Below are 21975 nucleotides of genomic sequence, written 5' to 3' on the forward strand. Positions count from 1 at the left end.
AAGACCTTTTGGTTACTTTTGGGGCGTTTGCCAAAAGTGACCCGCCGTAAGGGCGGAACCATAAGCCGCCGTTACCGCAGCAACGGATATGTACCCAGTCAACCAAATCCTGGCCGGCTATCAGGCCGCCATCGCGAGCAGGCTCGCTCCCACAGTTTGATCGACGTACAACCGGGAGAGCCGGGTCGGCTGTAAGGCCGCCTCGCGAGCAAGCTTTGCTCCCACAGGGGATTGAGAGCAGTCGCGGATATTCAAACCAACACAAAACAAATGTGGGAGCGAGCCTGCTCGCGATGGCGGCGTATCAGTCAACATTGATGTCAACTGAACCACCGCTATCGCGAGCAGCCTCGCTCCCACAGGTTTTTGTGCGCTGATCACTCCCTCGAGGGAATGATCAGCAACAGTCAATCAAACATTCGGGCAAGGCACCGGTGCCCAGTCACCCAGGTCCGGGTTTTTGCACATGCTGTTGACCTGGCTGGTGCCGGCGCTGGCAACCTGCTTGCTTTCATCCTGCTTGGCCTTGGCGGTCTGCAGGGTTTTCTCGGTGGTTACCGCTTCTTTCGGCACGGTTGGCAACACCGGTTTTTTCGCCGGTTTCACAGCTTTTTTGGTCTTGGTCGAAGCCACAACCGGCTTGGTTTCGGCGGTCGCCACGGTCACCACGTCAGTACGCTGCACACCCACTTGCTGCAGGTCTTTTTCATAGGCCTGGGTGTAGTTGTTCAGGTCTTCGGCGGCTTTGCCGTTGACCGCGACGATCAGGTCGTTGGACTCTTTCAGGCCGGAGACGATTTCTGCCAGGCGCTTGCGGCCTTCAGTTTCGTTGACGGTCTTGGCCTTGCGGTCGGCCACCAGCTTGGTGAACGCGCTCTGGTAGCACTGCTGCGAAGCCTTGGCGTACGCGGTGCTGCGATCGATATCGGCGGCGCTTTTGTTGACGTCAGCGGCGTAGGAGGCGATGCGCTGGTTGTCATCGGCGATCTGCTTCTGACGCTCGGTGTAGTAACCGGTTGCGCCACCGGCCAAGGCACCACCGGCGGCACCGATGGCGGCGTTGCGGCCACGGTTTTCCGAATCGGTCAGCGCACCCAACAGGGCACCACCGACCGCACCGACGGCTGCGCCGGTGAGTACCGATTTGGTCATGTTCCCCTCGGTGGAGCGCAAGTGCTGCACCGGCTCGTAGCAGTTAGGGTAGTACTCGACCTTGGTGCTCGACGCGACCTTGGAAGTCGGCGACGTAGCGCAGCCGGTCAGTACGGTGCTGAAGCCGACAGCGACCATCAGCAGGTGACGCTTGGAAACCGAAGCAAAAGGTTTACGGGAGAAAAGCATGATTGTGTTCTCTTTTTAAGTGTTGACCAGCTCAGCACGGCCCACCGCCGTCTGAGTCCCTTCCAAGCTCGCTGACAATCAACGATCAAGACCGCTGACTGCTCGATGCGAGCAGTTCCTTCAATATCGCCGCCGGGTCGGCTCGTTTTTGCTGACGATACTGACCGACATGGCGAACGAATAACGTTGCGCGCGCCACCAGGCTCTTGCCCAGCACCGGCTTGCGCTCCAATTCCTCCTTGATGCGTTGAAACTGCGCCTGGATCACGGCATCGGTGTAACGCGTGCCGGTGGCCAGGTTGTCGATGTAAATCGCCACGGCGCCATCGAGCGCGCTGCGGCCGTTGTTGATGGCCGTGGCGAACAGCTTGGCGCTGGCCTCGTCCTTGGCGTCCAAGGCCTGCTGGCGACTGTTCTGCAAATTGGTCAGGCGAATGTTGTAGTTATTGATGGTCTCGACCACCAGGGCCGCCGACTGGATCAGGTTGCCTGCCGCTTCCTCGCGCTGCTGGGCGATGAGCGAGACGTTGCGCTTGAGCTCTTCGTTGACCAGCCCCAGCTCGGCCTGCAGGCGTGGGTCGACACTGGCGGCGATGATGCTGTCCAGGCGCTTGGTCGGGTCTTCGGCTTCATCGATGGCATCGGTCAGGGATGCGAGGCGGCCTTCTTTCTCCCATTGAGCGAACAGCTCTTTGTAACGTGAGCGCGGAGCCGACAGCGCTCCGACCGCCACGCGGAACCCGGTGGTTTCGTTGCTTTGCTCGGTGCCGTCGGCGGCGAACAACGGATACTCGCGGCGCATCCCGGTGAACAGCGTGCCTTCGCCTTCCAGGTAGTTGCCGCCCTTGACCACGAAGCCACCGTAGGCGCCCTGGCGGCGACCGGCATGCACCAGTTGGAAGGACTCCTGAACCATCTCGGCGGCGTTGCCGATCACGTCGAACAAGCCGATGGGGTTCGGCAGTTTGATGCCGACGGGCATCAGCCGCGCCGCCTGGCCGGTGCCGCCAGCGACCTGATTGAACACCGCCCAGTCGGCCAGTGGCCCGTCGCTTTCACTGCCTTCCAGGCGCCGGGGAAACAAGCGCCCCTCCAGGTCCTGGCGGCTGACAGCTTGCCCGCCACGGGCGGCGAATTCCCACTCGACTTCGGTGGGCAAACGCACGAAGCCCAGGCCGCCGTCTTCGGCGGAGGTGCCGCGACCGCTCACCGGCAGCAGATCCTTGTGGTATTTCATCAGCCAGGCGCTGTACACCGCCGCAAAACGTTCGGCCTCGAACTTGGACAGTTTTACCTTGGGCAAACGCCCGGCCATGCCTTGGGGCAGCTCGGTTTTGAGGGTCTCGCAGGCCGGCGCGGGTTCGTCGCTGGCCAACGACTGCGCCTGGGCCATGACCTGGGCGTATTGGCGAGCGGTGACCTCGTATTTACCGATGAAGTACAGCATCGGTTTGAGCGGGGTCTTGGCGTCAGCCTTGGGCATCAACGGCGCGATGGTTTTGTTCCAGTCCTTGGGCAGGTCCTTGAGGGTGAACTGGCCGTTGATGAAGTCCCGACGATAACCGGAAATGAACGACTGCTTATAGCCGGCCTCGCCCTCGCTGAACGGGTAGCCAAGGCTGATCTCCCGATCATCCAGGGTGCCTTGGGCGAGGATGTAGACGTAACGGAACACCATTTGCCCTTCGCACGGCAGCGGCAGGCTGACGTCACCGGGCAGCGGTTTGGGGTTGTCCAGTTTGTCGGTGCTTTCATCGGCCCAGGTTAAACCGGCCAGGCTCAGCGCCACGGCGGCGCCCAATAACTTATACATCGCGAATTCCTTCACACGCCTGGATGCGCGCCACCCGCCAGCCACCACAGGCCGCCGCCACGGCGCTGACGCCGAGCACGGCCACCAGGGCCAAGGTGTAGTGACGCGGCAACAGATGGCTGGCGTACTCGCCCGGCAACTGCGCAAATAAATAATTGAGGCCCGACTGCGCCAGGCCATACAGCCCGGCACTCAACAAGGCCGCCAGTGCGGCGCTGTAGAGCGCCTGCAACACCACGAACAACAACAGCGCCGCCGTAGAAACCCCCAGCAGGCGCAACACCGACAGTTCCCGGCGCTTACGCTCGACCGCCGCCAGGGCACCGGCAAAAATCGCCGCGAACGCTCCCGCCAACGCCAACCCGGCGATGATCCAGAACACGATCGACAGATTGCGGCTCAGCGATTGCACCTGTGCGATGGTCTGGGCCTGGGTAGACACCAACAGGTTCTGTGCCGCGAAATACTCGCGCAGCGGCTCCACATCACCCAGGCTGCGGGCGTACAGGCGAAACGCCGGGTAGACCCGCTGCGCGCTCTGCCCCACCGCGTCGCCCGGCCAGCCGAACGCGGGCACGGCGCGACCGTCGCGGTAATCCTCGGCCGCTTCCAGCAGCGCCAGCGGCGCGAACAAACCATCCCGGGCAAAGGCTTGCAGCGGCAGTACGTGCAACACCTGCACGCGCGTGCGCTGCGCCTCGCTACGACCGGCCACCTGCCGACCGAAACTGGCCTGCAGCCAATCACCGGCCCTGGCGCCGAGTTTTTCGGCGGCGGTGTGGCTGAGCACCACTTGATCCAGGCCTTGCGGCACCGGCAGGCGCTCAAACAAAGGATCATTGGCCGCCGTGGGGATCATCTCGACGGTGACGGGCTCAGCCTCGCGGCTCAAATCCGCAGTGGCCGCAATCTGCCGCGTGCGGGCCAGGGCAAACGCCACGTCGTTGCGCCGGCCCAATTGCTCGACGAACTCAGCGCTGAACCGGCCGCCGCCCAGCGGGATGATTTCCCGGGTAGCCGGGTCATTCTCGAGGCGCTCGGTGAGGCTGCTGACCAGACCGAATTTCAGGCCGAACAACACCAGCAACGGCGCGACCACCGCCACCAGCGCCAGCACCGAACAGGCCGACAGCCAGGCATCGTTGCGGTAATCCTGCCAGGCCAGGGAAGCCACCAGCGCGCCGCGCATCAGCAAGCCTCCCCGAGGGTTGCGGTGACGCCACCATCGGCGTCGCGACGACAACTGATGCGCCGCACCTGCAAACCGCTGGCGCGGGCCAGTGACTCATCGTGGGTGGCGACCACACAACACACACCGTGATCGCGGGCCTGGGCCACCAGCAACTGCATGACCCGCTCAGCGTTCAGTGGATCGAGGGCTGCGGTGGGTTCATCCGCCAGCAACAGGCGCGGCCCATGCGCCAAGGCGCGGGCGCAACTGACCCGCTGGCGCTGGCCGACGGACAAATCCGCCGGCTTCTTGCCCAGTTGGTCGGCGATGTCCAGTTGACCGACCAGGCGCGTGACGCTGCCGTCATCCGCCATGCCAAGCAGTTTGCGCGACAACTCGATGTTGCCGCGCACGTCCAGAAAACCCAGCAAACCACCGGTTTGCAGCACATAACCCAAATGCCGGCTGCGCAGGTCCGCCAAGGCGCCCTGCTGCCCCGCACGCCACAGCGCGGCGATGTCCAACGGCGTGTTGGCCGGTGTGAAGTCAAACTGCCCGGCCTGATCCGGCGCCAGCACCAAGGCCAGCAGATCCAGCAAGGTGCTCTTGCCGCAACCGCTGGGGCCGACCACCGCCAGTTGTTCGCCGGCACGCAATTGCAGCCGTGGAATTACCAGGCTGTAGCGCTGGCTGCCGGCGCCCCGGCTTTTGTGTACGGCGCTCATATTCAGCATCACGGCAGCGTCGACAACGGAACGCGGTACAGGGCATCGCCCGGCTCGGCATCGCCGAACCGCACCCAGTTGGCCAGATCGTTGTGGAAGGTCTCGTAGAGGCGGATTTTCGAATCCAGCTCGTCGATGAAATCTTCCTGCTCGGCCACGCTCAGGGACAGCCACAAATCCTGGGTCATGTTCAGCGACTTGCTGCGGTAAGGCAGCCCTTCGAGGTACTCGCCGAGAATCCCACCGTCAGCCAGGTTGCCGCCCTTGCGCAACGCCGAAGGATCGCGGCTCATGTAGGCACTGGCGCTGGCGATTTCCTGGAAGAAATCCTTGGGCGAAGTCTGGGTCTTGCGCGCCGCATCGACGATCAGCTTCAGCGACTGCTGCAAGTCGTTGAGTTGCAGTTTGGTCAGCATCACACACACCTGGAACGCCGGCAGCGCCGGGTTGGTCAGGTCACGGTCGGCGGTCCAGGCGCTGACCAGTTGCGGGGCCTGGCTGGCAGATTTGCGCCCCAAAAAGTCCATGTGCATCGCGTAGCCCACCGCCGCCGATTTATCGCTCAGGCTCGGCGCCGCGCCCAACTGCGGTACGCTTTGCGGCTTGTTGCTGCGCACCTGATGCACCAAGTCGGCGAACACCGAGCCGATCTCGTCGACGCGCTCACCCAACTTACGCACATCGGCGCCCGGCACCGGAATGTACAGGTCACCGATCTGCGGGTTGGCGTCAGCGGTCAGGGTGCGATATTGGCTCTGCGCACCGCCGTGGGTTTTCTTGCCGGCGTCGCTGAGCAAGTGCAGGGCGTAGATCTTGATCTGTTTGCCCAGCGCCGCTTGTCTCACTTCGGCTTCGTTCATTTGCGTGGCGGCAAACGGATCGTTCTTGCGCAGGGCGCCGGCATCGGTGACCAACAGGATCAGGCGCCCGCCATAACCGGACCAGTCCATGCCCTCCACCGCTTCCATGACACCGGCAAACGCATCCTCATTGAACGAATGGCTCGACACCGTGGACGCCTTGACCTGTCGTGCCATCTCCATGAAGCGTTGCGGGTCGCGGCCCTGCTCCAAGGTGATCAGGGTCTTGGCGACGTATTCCAGGCCGGGGGTTTTCTGGGTGCTGCTGCGAAAACCCACCATGCCGAAGCTGACACTGTCCAGCTCGCCACGCTCGGCGATGCGGCTTTGCAGTTCGTGGACCACGTCGCGAACCTGATCGATGTACGGCTGCATCGACACGGTGGTGTCCACCACCAGCACCACGGCGGTACGGAACGCGTCGGCGTTGGCGGTGCTGATGGGCGTGTTTGGGGTAGCCTTCGGCGTGTTGCCGGGGTCGATGGACGCCACGTTCAGCAGCTGCACCGGTTGGCCGGTCTCATCGAAGCTTTCGCGGGAATCGAAGATCGGCAACAGGTAGAACTGATTCTGCGGCACGGCGCTGGCGGCCGGTTCCAGGGCCAGCACTTGCTGATTGTCTTCACGGTTCTGCTGGGCCTTGAGCAAGACATTCCTGGCCGCTGAAGGGTCGGCCAGCAGCTTTTCCACTTCGCCGGGCTGGCGCAGGAACATTACCGGCGCACGGCCGGAACGCTCGGTGAACTTGAGCACCAGGCTTTGCTTCCAGTCACTGACCTGCGTGGCCGGCAACCAGCCGTCGCTGCGCCCATCCGTGGCCGCGCCGACCCGCAACCAGGGGCTGCCATCGAGGTCTTTACGCTCATACACGTACAGCACGGAAAACGCCGGCAACGCCTTGCCCGGCGCAGCGCCCGCTTCTTCAGTGAGCTTGGCGCCCGGTTTGCTCAGCACTCGCTGGAACAGGGTTTTCTTGCCAGCCATCAACAATGGACGCTGGCCGCCATCGGCCTGCGTTGCCACAGGCGGTTTTGCCGGGGGCACATCTGGAGTTTTCACCGGTGGTGGATTTACCGGCGGCGTCGAGACAATCGGCGGCTTCGTGGCTTCTCCGCCATCGCCCGACAACCACCAATAAGCCCCACCCCCCAACGCCAGCGCAACGGCCACCGCGACGGCGGCCAGGGCAAATAGCGGGGTCTTGGGCTGCGACGAAACACTAGAGCGTTGAGTTGGGCTCACCGGCGGCGGGGTTGGCTTGGGCTGGGATTGCGGCTGTGCCGGCCCTGTCGGAATATCGATGGACACCGGGGTCAATCCAGCCAGGTCAGCGCCGCTCGGAGGCGTCGACACGGGCAGCGGCAACGGCCGGATCAGCGTCGCTTGCGCCGACTCCTCAGGCAGATTGTCCAGCGCCCGCAAGAGAGCCGCTGCATCCGGGAAACGCTCCGCCGGGTCTTTGGCCAGCAGTTTGCGCAGTACGTCCTGGTAATGACCGTGATGCACCGGCAACTCCGGCAGCGGTTCGGTCAGGTGCGCCAGGGCCGTGGACAGCGCGTCGTTGCCGGTATACGGCAGTTTGCCGACAAGGATTTCGTAGAGCACCACGCCCAGGGCATACAGGTCGGCCCGACCGTCGATGTCTTGCCCACGGGCCTGTTCCGGGCTCATGTAGCTGGGCGTGCCGACGGCGAAACCGGCCTGGGTGAATTGGGTGCGGTCGTCCAGGGACTTGGCGATGCCGAAGTCCGAGAGCACCGCCGTGCCGTCGGCGCGGAACAGGATGTTGGCCGGCTTGACGTCACGGTGCACCAGGCCCAAGCCATGGGCGTAGCCCAGGGCCGAGGCAATCTGGCGGATGTAGATCAGGCCCTGCTCCGGCGACAGGCCGGCGGCGATGCGCTCCTTGAGCGTGCCGTTGGGCAGGTATTCCATGGCCATGTAATACAGCTCACCGACGTTGCCGATGTCATGGATGGTGACCGTGTGCGGGTGGGACAGACGCGCCAGGGTCTTGCCTTCGCGCAGGAAGCGCTCGCAGAACGTCGGGTCGGCAGCCAACGCGGCCGCCATGACTTTCAACGCCACCTTGCGCTCCAGCGAGCGCTGGGTCGCCAGGTAGACGCTGGCCATCGCGCCTTCACCGATCGGCCCTTCGATGTCGTAGCCAGGGATGACAATGTTCAAGGTCAAGCTCATGACGGCACCTTCACGACAACCACGGTGATGTTGTCCGGCGCGCCACGCATCAGGCCCAGGGACACCAGGCTACTGGCGATCTCGCCGGGATCATCGTGGTTCAGGACTTCACGGATTTCATCGTCCTCGACGGTCTTGGTCAGGCCGTCGCTGCACAGCAGGTAGCTGTCGCCGGGCACCAGCAGCAACTCGACCATCGCCAGATTCAGTTGCGCCTCGACCCCGATGGCACGGGTGACGATGTTGGCCCGTGGATGCACCCGGGCTTCGGCTTCGCTGAGCAGGCCACTGTCCTGCAGGTCCTGGACGTAGCTGTGATCGCGGGAGATGCTGTCGAGCTTGCCGTCGCGCAGGCGATACAAACGACTGTCACCGGCCCACAGGCACATGCCGCGCAGGTCCCGCGTAACCAGCACCACCACAGTGCTGCCCATCATGGTCACGCCACGGTTGGCGGTTTCTTCACGCACGGCGGCGTTGACCCGCAGCAAGTCGCTGTGCAGCGCGGCGACGTATTCGTCCAGCGAGCGGCCCGCGGCAATGCCGCGCAGGCTGTCGACGATCAGGCTGCTGACGTAGTCGCCCGCCGCGTGCCCACCCATGCCATCGGCGACCACCCACAGGCCGTTTTCCGGCAGTTCCAGGCACGCGTCTTCGTTGACCTGGCGAACCATGCCGACATGGCTCTTGCTTGCAGACTTGAAGGCTTTCCCAGCACTTGGACGCATCTACACAACACCTTCTTGGCCGAGCAAAAATTGCGCAAAATCAGCGGCGGCCGGCAAACCCTGGCAGCGCATCAGACCGGGCGCGATACGTTCCGAACCCTGGCCCCACCACACGCTCACGCCTTCGCAGGCCGCTTCGGCCAGGGCGCTCATGCGCCGCTGCGGGTCGGTGGCGTCGAAGCGATGCAGGCTGGCAAAGCGGCTGCTCGGCGTGCGCGGCAGATACATCGGGCTGCCGAGGGTCTCCAACTGTTCGTTGAACGCTTCGAAACTGGCCTCCACACTCAACGTGCTCAGCAACAGGTTCTCCACCCGCTCAAACCACTCGTCCGCACCGCCCACCACGGACGCCGGGTCCGCGTCGGGCTCCAGCAGCACCGCGACGGTCAGCGGAAAATAGCGGCCGACCCGATCGATACTCGGCATCACCACGCCCACGGCGGCGTCGGGCCCACAGACCCCGGGCGCGACCATGAAGCGCCACAGCGGGCTGACCAGATAGGCATCCAGCCAACGCTCGCCCAAGCCGGTCTGGCTGGCGAGCAACCCCGCCGCCAGCCACGAATCCCACGGGCCGATAAAACTCTGGGGCAAGCCCCGGCTGACGAAGTCCCCGCGGCTGGCCAACTTTCCATAGAAGCCCGGTGTACTCATAGACGCTCCGGCAGGCTGAAGCCGCTGAGCACGCGGCTCTTGAACGGGTTGAAGGCGCTGTTGGCCCGCAGCTCGTAAGAGGCGCTGGCGCCGTCGACCCGCAGCCGCAGGTTGAAGCGGTCCGGCGAGTTGCCGGCGGTCAGGTCCGATTGTTCCAACAGGCGGAACCAAGCCCACGGGCCGTCCAGAGTGATACCGGAGCGCCCATTGGCCGAGGGCGGCAGGATCGAGATCCGTACCACGCCGATGCTGCCGGGGTTGGGCCACTGCATGGCGGTCGGACGACTCGGGCCGTGGTCGTAGCTCAGTTGCTGGCCGTCGAGGTCGAGCAAAAACTGGGTGATGGTCGAGTCCATCGCCACCGGCTTGAGCTCGAAGCGCACCATCGGCTGGGTGCCGCCGGAACGGAAAAACGCATCGCGGATGGTGGCCGCACGCTGGAAGGTTTGCAGCACGCCAGGGGCGATACCGAGCTTCTGTGCCGCACCCGGCTGCCAGCGCCAGGCCGGGGTCGAGGTGTCGACGTAGGGCTGCAGGTATTTGCGGAAGTAGTTGTCCATCACCCCGCCGACGCCGAAGAACTGACCGAAGTCGTCCAGGGTTGCGTCCCGCGCACTGCCCGGCGACATGGGATAACGACCGGCCAGGGACTGGCGGTAGATGTTCACCACTTCGCTGGTCCAGGCGGCGTTCAGTTGATTGCGCACCCCGCCCATCATGCTATTGGTGGTGGAGTTGACCACCGATTTGACCAGGCCTTGCACCAGCGGCGGCTGGCGTTCGGCGTTGAGGCTGACCCGTGTGGCAGCAGCCTGGGCCTGGTTCTTGGCTTCGCCGAGCAGGGCGTCGCCGCTGGCGCCGACCATGGCGCTGACCTGCACGTACAAGGCATTCATGTCGGCGAGCAGGCCATCGATAGCCGCCGGTTCGCCTTCGTTTTTGCTGACGATGCTGTTGAGCTCGGCGAAATGCGCAGTGACCGGATCAACGCTGGCCTGGGGTGCGTTTTGCGCCGCTTGCTCCTGGCCGAGCAAGCTGCCCAGGCGCTCCTTGAGCTTGTCCACACCGCCTTCGACCTGCTCGCCTTGGGCCGCCAGCAAGCGTTCCTCCTGTTGCAGGTCGGTCTCTTTCGCCACCGCCACCAGCAGTTTTTTCAACGGCGAACTTGGCCCGGACAGGACCCGCAAGACATCGGCGGCCTGGGCCACGCTGGTGATCGGCACAAAGTCGATGTCGGCCAGCAAGGCGTCCCATTGGCGCTGATAGTCCTGGAAATACAGGCGGCGCACTTCGGCGGCCAGGCTGGCGACGTCCTGCTGCCCGGCCTCGTCGCGACCCAACACCCATTGCTCTTCAGCCAGCGTTCCAGCCTGGTTCAAGCTGGTGAGCAAAAAGCCCTGACGGTAGCCCTTGACCGTGAAGAACCCGCTTAGTGGCTCGCCCAAGGGTTTGCCGCTCTTGCGGCTGAACACCAGCGCAGCGTCGCGCCCGGCGGCTTCGTTGAGGCGAAAATCGGCGATGCCCTCGGGCAGTTTCTGGCGCTTGACCCGGTCATAGACGCGCTGGGCCACGGGCAGTTGCTGCAATTGCCGGCGCAGGTCTTCGATCAAGCGCGGGTCCAGGCGGGCGGTGGGCGGACGACGCTCGAACAGCGCCTGTAAATGCTCGCCCAGGGCCAGACGTTGATCGGCCGGCAGGTCACGCGGCAGGCTGCGGTCCCAATCCAGGGCAACCCAGGCCTTGATGAAGTCGGCATCGTAGTGCTCGTTGTCAGCGAGCATCAGGTAGGCCTTCAATCCTTCATAGAGGAAATCCGAACTGCCGCCGCTGTGCAGTTGCTCTTCGATACGTGTCAGCAAGCGTGGCGCGAACACGGCGATCAGCAACTTGCGATAGACACTGCCGGACTCGGCTTCGAGCATGTCGCCCTGATACAGACCCAGGCCCTCGGCCCAATCGGGCGCGTCGTCGGCCAGGTGCTTCACGGCGTTGAGCAATGGCAATACGGCGAGGACATCGCGTTGTGCCGGACTGAGGCTCTGCACGGCCTGACCCAGCGGCGCGACTTTCTGATCGACCTGGGTGATGTACGCCTGGTTGGCCCGATAGCTGATCCACCACAACGTCGAAACCACCAGCACCAAAGCCACAGTGGAGGCCAATACGCCCCGGGCGATCCACTTGCGTCGACGCTCGACCTTGGGATCGACGCCCACCAACCCACGCTCGGCGAACGCCACGGCGGTGAAGAGTTTTTCGATGAAGTAACTGCGCCCGGTGCCGGTCTGGCGTGCCAGGTGCTGACGGTCCAGATTCATGCTCTGGGCCATGGAGCCGATCAAGCGATCGATCGGGCTGCCTTCCTGGGTGCCGCTGGTGAAATACACCCCGCGCAGCAGCACACGCTCTTCGAAGGCATTGGGTTTGAACACGCCTTCGAGGAAACTTTGCAGACAATCTTTCAGCGCGCCGAACTGTTGCGGGAAACCGTAGATCAAGTCGCGCCGCGCCGGGTCGCGCTCTTGCTGCAAGCGTTCCACCAGGCGGTCGTTGAGGCGCTGCTCAAGGCCGGCGAATTCGCTTTGCAGATGCGCCAACGGGCTGTCGTTGCTCTTGCCATCGTCCAGGGCGAAGGTCATGCCCCAGACCTGGGCGCGCTCTTCCTTGCTCAGGCTGTCGAAGAACTCCATGAACCCGGGCACCAGGTCGAGCTTGGTCAGCATCAGGTAGATCGGGAAGCGTACGCCCAGTTGGGTGTACAGCTCCTGGATGCGCAAGCGAATCGCCGCAGCATGAGCCGCGCGCTCGGCGTCGCTGCCCAGCAGCAGGTCCGACAGACTGATGGCAATGAACGCACCGTCAATCGGGCGACGGGCGCGTTGTTTTTTCAGCAGCCCGAGAAAGCCCAGCCACGCGGCCTTGTCGACGGTCGCGTCGCTGTCCTGAGTGGTGTAGCGGCCAGCGGTGTCGAGCAGCACCGCCTGGTCAGTAAACCACCAATCGCAGTTGCGCGTACCGCCCACGCCGCGTACCGCGCCGGCGCCCAGTTGCGCGGCCAACGGGAAATGCAGCCCGGAGTTGACCAGCGCAGTGGTCTTACCCGAACCCGGCGGGCCGATGATCACGTACCACGGCAGTTCGTAGAGGTTGCGGCGCTCGTCCCCACCCAGCTTGGCTTTCTTCAACAGCGCCAAGGCTTCGTCCATGCGCTGGCGCAGGGTTTCGAGTTCTTCGGCCGTCGCGATGCTGGTAGGGTCGGGCGGGGTTTGCGCGGCCAGGCTGCGCATGACTTCGGCGGCCTGCCGGCGCGCCTGGATGATGCGAAACACCCGATAGGCGACCCACACCGCGAACACCAGAATGATCAACGCCCAACGGCGACCTTCGGGCACCAGCCAGTCCAGCAACGGGCCGACGAACCAGATGATCAGGCTCAGGGCGATCAGCCCCAGCAGCGGGATGACCCAGCGGATCATAAAACTGAAAAACGCCTTCACTCGACCCCCTCCGCCAATACTGTGATTTCAACCCGACGATTGCGCGCACGCCCCTCTGCGGTGGCGTTGGAAGCCAACGGCTCGGTGTCGCTGCGGCCTTCGGCGCTGAAGCGCTCGGCCTGGCCGGTCTTGGCCGAAAGGATTTGCAGCACCGACTTGGCCCGCGCTTCGGACAACGCCCAGTTGGATGGGAACCTGAGGGTGGCAATCGGGCGATTGTCGCTGTGGCCGGTCACCAGGACCTGGCCCTTGACCTTGCGAATGGCATCGGCGATGCGCAGCATCAGCGGCTCCAGATCATCGGAGATGCTGGCGCTGCCCGAGGCGAACAGTTCATCGCCACGGATGGTCACCACCGAGCGATCCACGGCATCTTCCACCGCGACCCGACCGGCCCGGATTTCATCGGCCAGGAAACCGGCCAGGCGTGGTCGTTCGATCACTTTGGGCTGCACCACGGGGCGGTCGATGGCCTGCACCGGGATTTCTCCCAGGGCATGGATGTTCTTGAACACCGGCTCGGCATCGGAAGCCAGTTTCATGCGCAGACCGAACAGCAGCGCCAGCAACAAGGCCGCGCCGATGGCCACGGCGATCCACGGCGGCATGAATTGCGCCAGCCGATCCCGGGCCACGGTGACGCCGCGCCAGTGCGGCGACAGCTCACGCTCGTAGTCGCCACGGGCGCTGCGGATCACCGCGCTGGTGCGCTCGCGCAAGGCTTCCAGTTGGCTGCGCCCGTCGTTCATCACCCGGTAGCGCCCTTCGAAACCCAGGCACATGCACAGGTACAGAAGCTCCAGCAGGTACAAGCGCTCCCGTGGGCTTTGCAGGCAATGCTCCAGAAGCTGGAACACCTTCTCGCCGCCCCAGGCTTCGTTGTGCACGGTGATCAGCAGGCTCTGTTTGCCCCAGTCGCTGGTGCCGCCCCAGGGGGTACTCAACACGGCTTCATCCAGGGCGGTGCACAGGGCGTAACGAGCCAGCAGCACGTCATTGCGCACCACGCCGGCGGCTTCGGCGCGCTCCTCGAATTGACGCAGGTACGCCAACAGTTGCGCCCGCAGGCTGGCCGGAGCCGGATGGGCAATGGTGTTGCGCAGGCGCGTCAACAGCGCCAGCAGCGGACCGGCCGCGCTTTCCAGCGGGTTGAGGCCTTGGGCCTTGCCGGTCAGGACCGGGGCGGCCGGCATCGACAGCGGTGCGGGCGCCGGCTGTGGACGACCAGGGTCCGGACGGCCAGAGTCCGGGCGGAATGGGTCGGCGCCACGGCCACCGGGCGTCGGCATGAACTGAGTACGATCGTCGTTGCTCATCGCGGTTTATCCTCGGATCGCCCAGAAAGCCAGATTCAGCCCCGGGAACTGGCCGGCGATGTGGAACGCGAACCCGCCGGAGTTGCTCAATTGCTGCCAGTGATCGCTACCGCGGTCGAGTTCGTAGTAAGTGGAGCCGGCGTGATACGGAAGCTGGCGTGGCGCCACCGGCAACGGCAGCAGGCCGATGCCCGGCAGCTGCAGGTTGACCAGATCGCGAATGTGCTCCACCGAACCGACCTTGCTCTGCTGGCCGAAGCGACCGCGCAGGGTTTCGGCCGGGACATCGGCACGCACCACCAGGATGAAACTGGCGCTCTCGAGCAGGGTTTTGTCGGCCAGCATCGCCACGTGGATGCCGTAGGCTTTCTCGACAATCGGAATCGGCGTGGCCTTGCTGTCGATCAGCATCGACAGGGCCTCACGCAGGGCTTGCATGACCGGCGCGTAGCTGAGCGCCAGGTCATCATGCTGGTATTGCGGATATTCCTGCGGCCGACGCCCCGAAGCGGTGAAGGTCGAGAACTCACCGGCCAGGCTGAGCAGCTCGCTGTAGAACCGTTCGGGGTGCAATGGGCTCAACTGGCTCAGGTGCTGGATCAGCGGCTGTGCGCGATTGACCAATTGCAGCAGCATGAAATCGGCGATCTCTGAGGCGCCCCCGGCACCGGACGCCACCACCCGCCCGGCGAGGGCTTCGCCGCGTTGATGGAGCAGCCCCAACAGTTCGCTGCGAAACGCGGCCAACGGTTTGGAGGCGGCCACATCCAGCAGCGGCGGGATGTAGCTGTCGTCCAGCACCAGGGCGCGGTCGGCGCGTTTCTCCTTGATGCGTACCAGGCCGATGGCGGCGTAGTCACTGATGCCGTCCTGCGCGGTCAACAGGCGCAAGGCCCGCGAACCCAAGGCAACCGGCGCACGGTTCTCGAACGGTGCGTTATCGTCGCGCACTTCGCACACTTGGCTCACGTAGCGCGCAGCGCCGAGGGCTTCACCTTCGTCAACGGTGTCACGCGCACCGGCACGCTTGAGCGGCAAAGCCAGGTACACCAGACCATCGCGCAGGTTGTCATCGACGTTCAGCGCAGGCGGCGCCAAGTCATCCTCGGGGATGTTGAACGGTGTGCCGTCCGGCAGCAGGCCCCGCGCCGAAACGATCGCCAGCTTGCCCTGGGCCAGCAGGCCCTGGTCGATCAGCAATTGGGAAAAACCCCAGGCGCCGGCCGACAGCGGGCGGCTGCGGGCGTCGATGAGGTTTTCCAGGTAACGGTCATGCTGCTGGAAGTGCTGCGTTCCAATGAACATGCCTTCCGACCAGACCACGCGATTGTTCCAGGACATGGGGGCTCCGATTGCTTATTGGGCAGGGCTGGATGGGGGAACGACGACGGCGCTGCGCACGGCGCGCACGTCGAGGCTGATCTGGTATTCGGTGTATTGGCGCGGTGGGACATTCATCACCGTGCGCCACAGTGACCGGTCCAGTTCGCGATAGCCCACCAGCACGCCGATATGGCGGGTAGCCGGATCGAGATCGCGTTGCAGGCTCAACTGCTGACCGGGCTGGACCAGCACTTCGTCCTGATCGATCAGGTCGGCACCGAGGGTCGCCTGGGCCCGTTCGGCCAGGGCGAAATAATCGGAGCGGGCGAAGGTGGCGGCATTTTTCAGTTCGAAAATACGCACCCGGACCGGCGCCGGATGGCCGGTGGCGCCGGGGTTGAGACCGGCAATGGCGTGAAAGTGCAGTTCGACGGCGGCGGTGTCAGCCTCTTCGGACTGTGGATCGGCCGCATCCTTGGCGCATGCCGTCAGCAGAAGCACGGTGGCGACTGCGAGTAAAAACCTGAAAATCATCCTGCGTCCTCAATGACGTTTGAGCTATCCGTTGATTGCTTTTAAAAGTGTTATAGGCGGCGCTGTCGCGCGCTGTGCTCTTCGTAGGCGCGACTGAATTCGCGTCCGAACAGGTCCTGGAAATCCTCCTGGGCTTCCCGGGAAATGTTGCTGTAGAGCTCGGTGAATTGCTGCCAGTACTGAGCCTGTCGCGAGCCGTTGAAAATGCTCGACAGGCCAGCGGGTTTGCCCATGCGCTCTTCCAGTTGCGCCGGCTCAAAGCGCGCCAGCAAATGCTTGATGGCCGCTTCCACGCCGGCCATTACTGCCAGTTGGTGAGCGCGCAGGTCGTCGAAGCTGTCACGCACCGCCACATCCGGCGCCATGAACGCCTGGTTGCCATGGCGCAGCAGCAACAACATGGCCTCCTCGACATTGGGGGCGAACTTCAGCGGGTTGTTTTCCACCGGCTGGATCATCGTTTGCTGAATGCGGAACTCGCCCTTGAGGCTGCTGCGGGCACGCAGGACATCGATCAAGCCTTCGACCATCAGCCGATAGCTGCGCCCGATGCTTTCCATTTGCGCCTCGGCCTGGGCCTGGTCCAGGCGCAACTGATCCAGCCCGGCGCCGCGCAGGAAGGCTTGCAACAGGTCGGGTTGGGCGGCGTCGAGCGGCTTGGGCGGCGTGGCCGGGGTTTGAACGCTGGTCACCGGCGCCTCGCGCAGCGGCGCAGGTTCGGCGGTGGCGTGGACCTGAGGCGGGGGTGTCGGCACCGGCTCTACGACAGGCCGCTCGACAACGGGCGGTGGCGCAACCGGTGGCGCAGCGACAGGAGTCGGAGCAACTGCCACGGGCGCGGGCTTGTCGCTGAACGGGTCCCAGTCCTCCGGTATCACCGAGGCCGAGGCCTGCGCCACAGGCTCGATCACCGGCGGCGGGCTGGGAGGAGCAATGGGCGTCGGTGGACGGAAATCATGCTGTTGGGCCGGCACATGGTCAGGCTGGGTGGCCGGCGGGACGCTGCCCGGGCTCAGGAAGTCGAACAGGTCGGGCAAGGTGTCCATGGCCGAGGCGCCCTGGAAATGGGCCGGGGGAGCCACGGGCATCGGCGTAGGTGTATTCAAGCCGGCACCCTGATGTCCCATCAAGGCTTCGAAGCTGCTGGGCGCCTCAGCGAACGGATTGCTGTCGGAGACTGGCAGGTTGAAATCCACCCGCGCCTGGATTTCATAATCGCCAATGCGGATAACTTCGCCGTCTTGCAGCGGCTCACTGTTGCCCTTGCGCAAACGGACACCGGCCTTGACCAATTCCACACCATTAGTGCTGTTATCGGTTAAGTAATAACGTCCATCTTTGTATTGAATAACGCAATGTTTGCCGGAAACCAGGCGCTCAGGGTCCGGTAATACCCAGTCATTATCGGAATTACGGCCAATTGCCATCACTCCCTGGTCCATGGACTTTTCAGAACACTGGCCCGGGGTAATCTTGTGATAACTAGTGATAGTCAAACACAGCGCCATCTTGCCTCCTTGCTGAACACTTGCGCATGCGATCGAGTGCCGGGATCTACGCCCGAACGACTCGCCGACAAACCTTTGCAACCGACTGCGAAACGGCTTTTTGCCAGCATGATTGCTGATATTAACCCGCCTGCGTGACAAAAAACCTGCATCAGTGCCCGCCTTGACCTACTGGTCGCGCAGGTTGTTAAGCGCCTCACAACTGTCACACAGGGGAAATAGCTTACCTTGACAAGCCATAAGTACTACACCAAAAATGCACAACTTCTTGAATATACGTGATGGCACTTTAAGATCATTAAGCATCTAAAGAGCCATTAGCCTCAAGGAACATGTGGAGTTCCATTCGGAACTTGCGTGTGCACTGCCCGAGTTATTCAGCGGGCGATAGGGAGATCGAACGAAGTGGATGTGCCTCTGCTGCTCGCCGCCGTATCCGCGACTTCGCCGTGCGGTGAAGATTTGGAATATGACGCGGATTTCTTGCGCCTGGAACGCGATTCCCAAGGTCAGCCCGAGCGCAGCATGGGCGATTCGATATTGCCTGCCGAACCCCCTGAGTGGCGCAGCATCCAGCAGCAAAGCCTGGACCTGCTGCAACGCAGCAAAGACCTGCGCATCACCCATTTCCTGCTGCAAAGTTCCCTGGCCCTGGAAGGCATACCGGGCCTGGCCCGTGTGTTGACGCTGACCAGCGAATTGCTCAAGCAGTACTGGGCCGAGCTGCATCCGCGCCTGGACGCCGAGGACGACAACGATCCCACCGTGCGCATCAACGCCCTCGCCGGCCTGACATCCGATATCACCATTGGCCTGCTGCGCGAAAGCATTCTGGCCCGCTCGCGCGCCTTCGGTGCCGTGAGCCTGCGCGCCGCCGCCAATGCCAGCGGCCTGCAAAGTTTCCCGAATGAAAGCCTCGGCGCCGAACAGCTCGCCGGAGCCCTGCTCGACAGTGATCCCGAGCAGCTGGAAATCACCCGCGCCGCCCTGTTGGAAGCCCGCAGCGCCGCCGAAGCCATCGAGCAACACGTCAGCGATCAAGTCGGTTCCGCCCAAGGCGTGGACCTTGGCCCGCTGAAGCAACCGCTCAAGATGGCCCTGCAGATTCTCGGCCAGTTCGCCCCACAGAGCGGCGACAGCGCCCTGCCCGAGGTCATTAGCGGCGACGACAACACCGCGCCGGTTGAACACGCCACCGCGCCGAGCGCGGGCGCGCCACGCAGCACCGCCCCTGGCGAAATCAACAGCCGCGACGACGTGCTGCGCAGCCTGGACCGGATTCTCGCGTACTACGCCCGTCAAGAGCCCTCCAGCCCCCTGCCGGTGCTGTTGAATCGGGCCAAGATTCTGGTGAACGCCGACTTTGCGACCATCGTGCGCAACCTGATTCCCGACGGCATGAGTCAATTTGAAAACCTGCGCGGCCCAGACAGCGAATAAAAGCGAACGGATCACGCAGTCACGTCACCGGCACCCCCGATGACGCCAACACCGTCGCTCAAGCGACCAGGAGCAGCAACGTGGCGAAGCAAAGTTCTCAGAAATTCATCGCGCGCAACCGTGCGCCTCGAGTGCAGATCGAGTACGACGTCGAGCTCTACGGCGCCGAGAAAAAGGTCCAGTTGCCCTTTGTCATGGGGGTGATGGCGGACCTGGCCGGCAAGCCCGCCGAGCCTCTGGCACCTGTGGCCGATCGCAAATTCCTTGAAATCGATGTCGACAATTTCGACTCGCGCCTCAAGGCCATGCAGCCTCGCGTGGCGTTCCATGTTCCCAACGAACTGACCGGCGAAGGCAACCTGAGCCTGGACCTGACTTTCGAAAGCATGGACGACTTCAGCCCGGCGGCCGTGGCCCGCAAGGTCGACTCGCTGAACAAGCTGCTCGAAGCGCGCACCCAACTGGCCAACCTGCTGACCTACATGGACGGCAAGACCGGTGCCGAAGAAATCATCATGAAAGCGATCAAGGACCCTGCCCTGTTGCAGGCCCTGGCCAGCGCGCCCAAGCCCGCCGACAACGAGCCCAAGGCTTAATCAGGACGAATGATCATGAACGAATCAGCACGTGAAAATCAGTCCCAGGCCCTGGGCACCACCGAAGTACCCAGCGAGTTCGCCTCGCTGCTGATGCAAGAATTCAAGCCCAAGACCGAGCGCGCTCGCGAAGCCGTCGAAACCGCCGTGCGCACGCTGGCCGAGCAGGCCCTGGCGCAGACTGACCTGGTGTCCAACGACGCCATCAAGTCGATCGAATCGATCATCGCCGCCATCGACGCCAAGCTCACCGCCCAGGTCAACCAGGTCATCCACCACCCCGACTTCCAGCAGTTGGAAAGCGCCTGGCGTGGCCTGCACTACCTGGTCAACAACACCGAGAGTGACGAGCAGCTCAAGATCCGCGTGCTCAACATCTCCAAGACCGACCTGCACAAGACCCTGAAGAAATTCAAGGGCACCGCGTGGGACCAGAGCCCGATCTTCAAGAAGATGTACGAAGAAGAATACGGCCAGTTCGGCGGTGAACCGTACGGTTGCCTGGTGGGCGACTACTACTTCGACCAGTCGCCACCGGACGTGGAGCTGCTGGGCGAGCTGTCGAAGGTCTGCGCCGCCATGCACTCGCCGTTCATTGCCGCCGCATCGCCGACCGTGATGGGCATGGGCTCGTGGCAGGAACTGTCGAACCCGCGCGACCTGACCAAGATCTTCACCACGCCGGAATATGCCGGCTGGCGTTCGCTGCGTGAATCGGAAGACTCGCGTTACATCGGCCTGACCATGCCGCGTTTCCTGGCGCGCCTGCCGTACGGCGCCAAGACCGACCCGGTGGAAGCCTTCGCCTTCGAAGAAAACACCGACGGCGCCGACAGCTCCAAGTACACCTGGGCCAACGCCGCTTATGCGATGGCGGTGAACATCAACCGTTCGTTCAAACACTTCGGCTGGTGCTCGCGCATCCGTGGCGTGGAATCCGGCGGTGAAGTGGAAAACCTGCCAGCCCACACCTTCCCTACCGATGACGGTGGCGTGGACATGAAGTGCCCGACCGAAATCGCCATTTCGGACCGCCGTGAAGCGGAGCTGGCGAAGAACGGTTTCATGCCGCTGCTGCACAAGAAAAACACCGACTTCGCCGCGTTCATCGGCGCCCAGTCGTTGCAGAAACCGGCCGAATACGACGACCCGGACGCCACCGCCAACGCCAACCTGGCCGCGCGCCTGCCGTACCTGTTCGCCACCTGCCGTTTCGCCCATTACCTCAAGTGCATCGTGCGCGACAAGATCGGTTCCTTCAAAGAGAAGGACGAGATGCAGCGCTGGTTGCAGGACTGGATCCTCAACTACGTCGACGGTGACCCGGCGCACTCCACCGAGACCACCAAGGCCCAGCACCCACTGGCCGCCGCCGAGGTCATCGTCGAGGAAGTCGAAGGCAACCCGGGGTACTACAACTCCAAGTTCTACCTGCGTCCGCACTATCAGCTCGAAGGGCTGACTGTGTCGCTGCGCCTGGTATCGAAACTGCCTTCGGCCAAGGGTGCGTAAAAACCTGTTGAACGGTACGCGGTAAACATGTGGGAGCGAGCCTGCTCGCGATAGCGGTGGATCCGTCGCCACCTGCGTTGCCTGACACGCCGTCATCGCGAGCAAGCTCGCTCCCACAGGGGGTCTTCAGTGAATTGGAGATCGCCTTCGTAGCGTTCAGCAGAACAGATTTCGCAAGGTCGGCGTCAATCAAACAATGTGGTAGAGACCACACAGGGAGAAAACATGGCTGTTGATATTTTCATCAAGATCGGCGACATCAAGGGCGAGTCCATGGACAAGGCCCACAAGGACGAGATCGATGTCCTGAACTGGAGCTGGGGCATGTCCCAGTCCGGCAACATGCACGTGGGCAGTGGCGGTGGCGCGGGCAAGGTCAACGTGCAGGACCTGTCGCTGACCAAGTTCGTCGACAAGGCATCGCCCAACCTGATGATGCATTGCGCCAGCGGCAAGCATATCGACAAGGTCAAGCTGACCGTGCGCAAGGCCGGCGGTGAAAGCCAGGTCGAGTACATGATCATCAACCTGGAAGAAGTGCTGATCACGTCCCTGAGCACCGGCGGCTCGGGCAACGATGATCGCCTGACCGAAAACGTCACCCTGAACTTCGCCAAGGTGATGGTCGACTATCAGCCGCAAAAAGCCGACGGCACCAAGGAAGGCGGCCCGGTCAAGTTCGGCTGGAACATCCGTCAGAACGTCAAGGTGTAATCGAACACGCCCCCGGTGCCAGGCGCCGGGGGTGTTTGGTGCTT

Annotated in this window: 16 protein-coding genes; 4 read left to right on the forward strand and 12 right to left on the reverse strand. The window is 63.4% G+C overall.

The genetic code is table 11. The features are described 5' to 3' along the window. Positions 1-411: 411 nt before the first annotated feature. From tagQ to tagH, 12 genes are all read right to left on the reverse strand, one after another. On the reverse strand, positions 412-1341 hold the full coding sequence (tagQ, locus tag MKS85_RS26175; protein WP_047226786.1) for a type VI secretion system-associated lipoprotein TagQ: 930 nt from the start codon (positions 1339-1341) through the stop codon (positions 412-414). 85 nt (positions 1342-1426) lie between these two features. Further along, a complete protein-coding gene (locus MKS85_RS26180) occupies positions 1427-3154 on the reverse strand; it encodes an SUMF1/EgtB/PvdO family nonheme iron enzyme (protein ID WP_188252448.1) in 1728 nt (575 codons plus the stop codon). Further along, a complete protein-coding gene (locus MKS85_RS26185) occupies positions 3147-4343 on the reverse strand; it encodes an FtsX-like permease family protein (RefSeq protein ID WP_188252447.1) in 1197 nt (398 codons plus the stop codon). The genes MKS85_RS26180 and MKS85_RS26185 overlap by 8 nt, the downstream gene beginning before the upstream one ends. Continuing rightward, complete coding sequence (locus MKS85_RS26190) at positions 4343-5059, reverse strand: ABC transporter ATP-binding protein (RefSeq protein ID WP_107323112.1); 717 nt, start codon at positions 5057-5059, stop codon at positions 4343-4345. The genes MKS85_RS26185 and MKS85_RS26190 overlap by 1 nt, the downstream gene beginning before the upstream one ends. After that, positions 5059-8109, reverse strand: coding sequence for a serine/threonine-protein kinase (locus MKS85_RS26195; RefSeq protein WP_107323113.1), 3051 nt, complete (start codon positions 8107-8109; stop codon positions 5059-5061). The genes MKS85_RS26190 and MKS85_RS26195 overlap by 1 nt, the downstream gene beginning before the upstream one ends. Beyond that, positions 8106-8837 carry a PP2C family serine/threonine-protein phosphatase gene (locus tag MKS85_RS26200; protein ID WP_139048773.1) on the reverse strand — a complete coding sequence of 244 codons (732 nt, stop codon included), beginning with the start codon at positions 8835-8837 and terminating at the stop codon, positions 8106-8108. Before MKS85_RS26200 ends, MKS85_RS26195 begins: the two co-directional genes overlap by 4 nt. Continuing rightward, positions 8838-9491: a type VI secretion system-associated protein TagF gene (gene tagF / locus MKS85_RS26205; RefSeq protein WP_107323114.1), complete on the reverse strand. Its 654-nt coding sequence runs from the start codon at positions 9489-9491 to the stop codon at positions 8838-8840. It lies immediately after the preceding gene. Beyond that, positions 9488-12988: a type VI secretion system membrane subunit TssM gene (gene tssM / locus MKS85_RS26210; RefSeq protein ID WP_160891380.1), complete on the reverse strand. Its 3501-nt coding sequence runs from the start codon at positions 12986-12988 to the stop codon at positions 9488-9490. The genes tagF and tssM overlap by 4 nt, the downstream gene beginning before the upstream one ends. Continuing rightward, the gene (locus tag MKS85_RS26215; RefSeq protein ID WP_047226778.1) at positions 12985-14304 is read right to left on the reverse strand and encodes a DotU family type VI secretion system protein; all 1320 of its coding nucleotides are present in this window, start codon (positions 14302-14304) and stop codon (positions 12985-12987) included. Before MKS85_RS26215 ends, tssM begins: the two co-directional genes overlap by 4 nt. A 6-nt stretch (positions 14305-14310) precedes the next feature. Then, on the reverse strand, positions 14311-15645 hold the full coding sequence (gene tssK / locus MKS85_RS26220; protein WP_188252445.1) for a type VI secretion system baseplate subunit TssK: 1335 nt from the start codon (positions 15643-15645) through the stop codon (positions 14311-14313). A 15-nt stretch (positions 15646-15660) separates the two neighbouring features. Next, the gene (tssJ, locus tag MKS85_RS26225) at positions 15661-16161 is read right to left on the reverse strand and encodes a type VI secretion system lipoprotein TssJ (protein ID WP_047226776.1); all 501 of its coding nucleotides are present in this window, start codon (positions 16159-16161) and stop codon (positions 15661-15663) included. A gap of 50 nt (positions 16162-16211) precedes the next feature. Continuing rightward, the gene (tagH, locus tag MKS85_RS26230; RefSeq protein ID WP_188252444.1) at positions 16212-17669 is read right to left on the reverse strand and encodes a type VI secretion system-associated FHA domain protein TagH; all 1458 of its coding nucleotides are present in this window, start codon (positions 17667-17669) and stop codon (positions 16212-16214) included. 405 nt (positions 17670-18074) lie between these two features. On the opposite strand from tagH, the gene tssA reads away from it, so the two are divergent. The 4 genes from tssA (at position 18075) to MKS85_RS26250 (ending at position 21931) form a co-directional block, all read left to right on the forward strand. Then, positions 18075-19109 carry a type VI secretion system protein TssA gene (tssA, locus tag MKS85_RS26235; protein ID WP_188252443.1) on the forward strand — a complete coding sequence of 345 codons (1035 nt, stop codon included), beginning with the start codon at positions 18075-18077 and terminating at the stop codon, positions 19107-19109. Positions 19110-19189: 80 nt separating this feature from the next. Next, on the forward strand, positions 19190-19705 hold the full coding sequence (gene tssB / locus MKS85_RS26240; RefSeq protein ID WP_047226773.1) for a type VI secretion system contractile sheath small subunit: 516 nt from the start codon (positions 19190-19192) through the stop codon (positions 19703-19705). 15 nt (positions 19706-19720) lie between these two features. Then, positions 19721-21217 (forward strand): type VI secretion system contractile sheath large subunit, encoded by a 1497-nt coding sequence (gene tssC / locus MKS85_RS26245; RefSeq protein WP_047226772.1) that lies wholly within the window; start codon positions 19721-19723, stop codon positions 21215-21217. 225 nt (positions 21218-21442) lie between these two features. After that, entirely contained in the window at positions 21443-21931 is a 489-nt protein-coding gene (locus tag MKS85_RS26250) for a type VI secretion system tube protein Hcp (protein WP_047226771.1), read from the forward strand. Positions 21932-21975: the final 44 nt, after the last annotated feature.

Origin of the sequence: Pseudomonas sp. JL2, from assembly GCF_031570495.1 — a bacterium.
GTDB lineage: Bacteria > Pseudomonadota > Gammaproteobacteria > Pseudomonadales > Pseudomonadaceae > Aquipseudomonas > Aquipseudomonas rhizophila.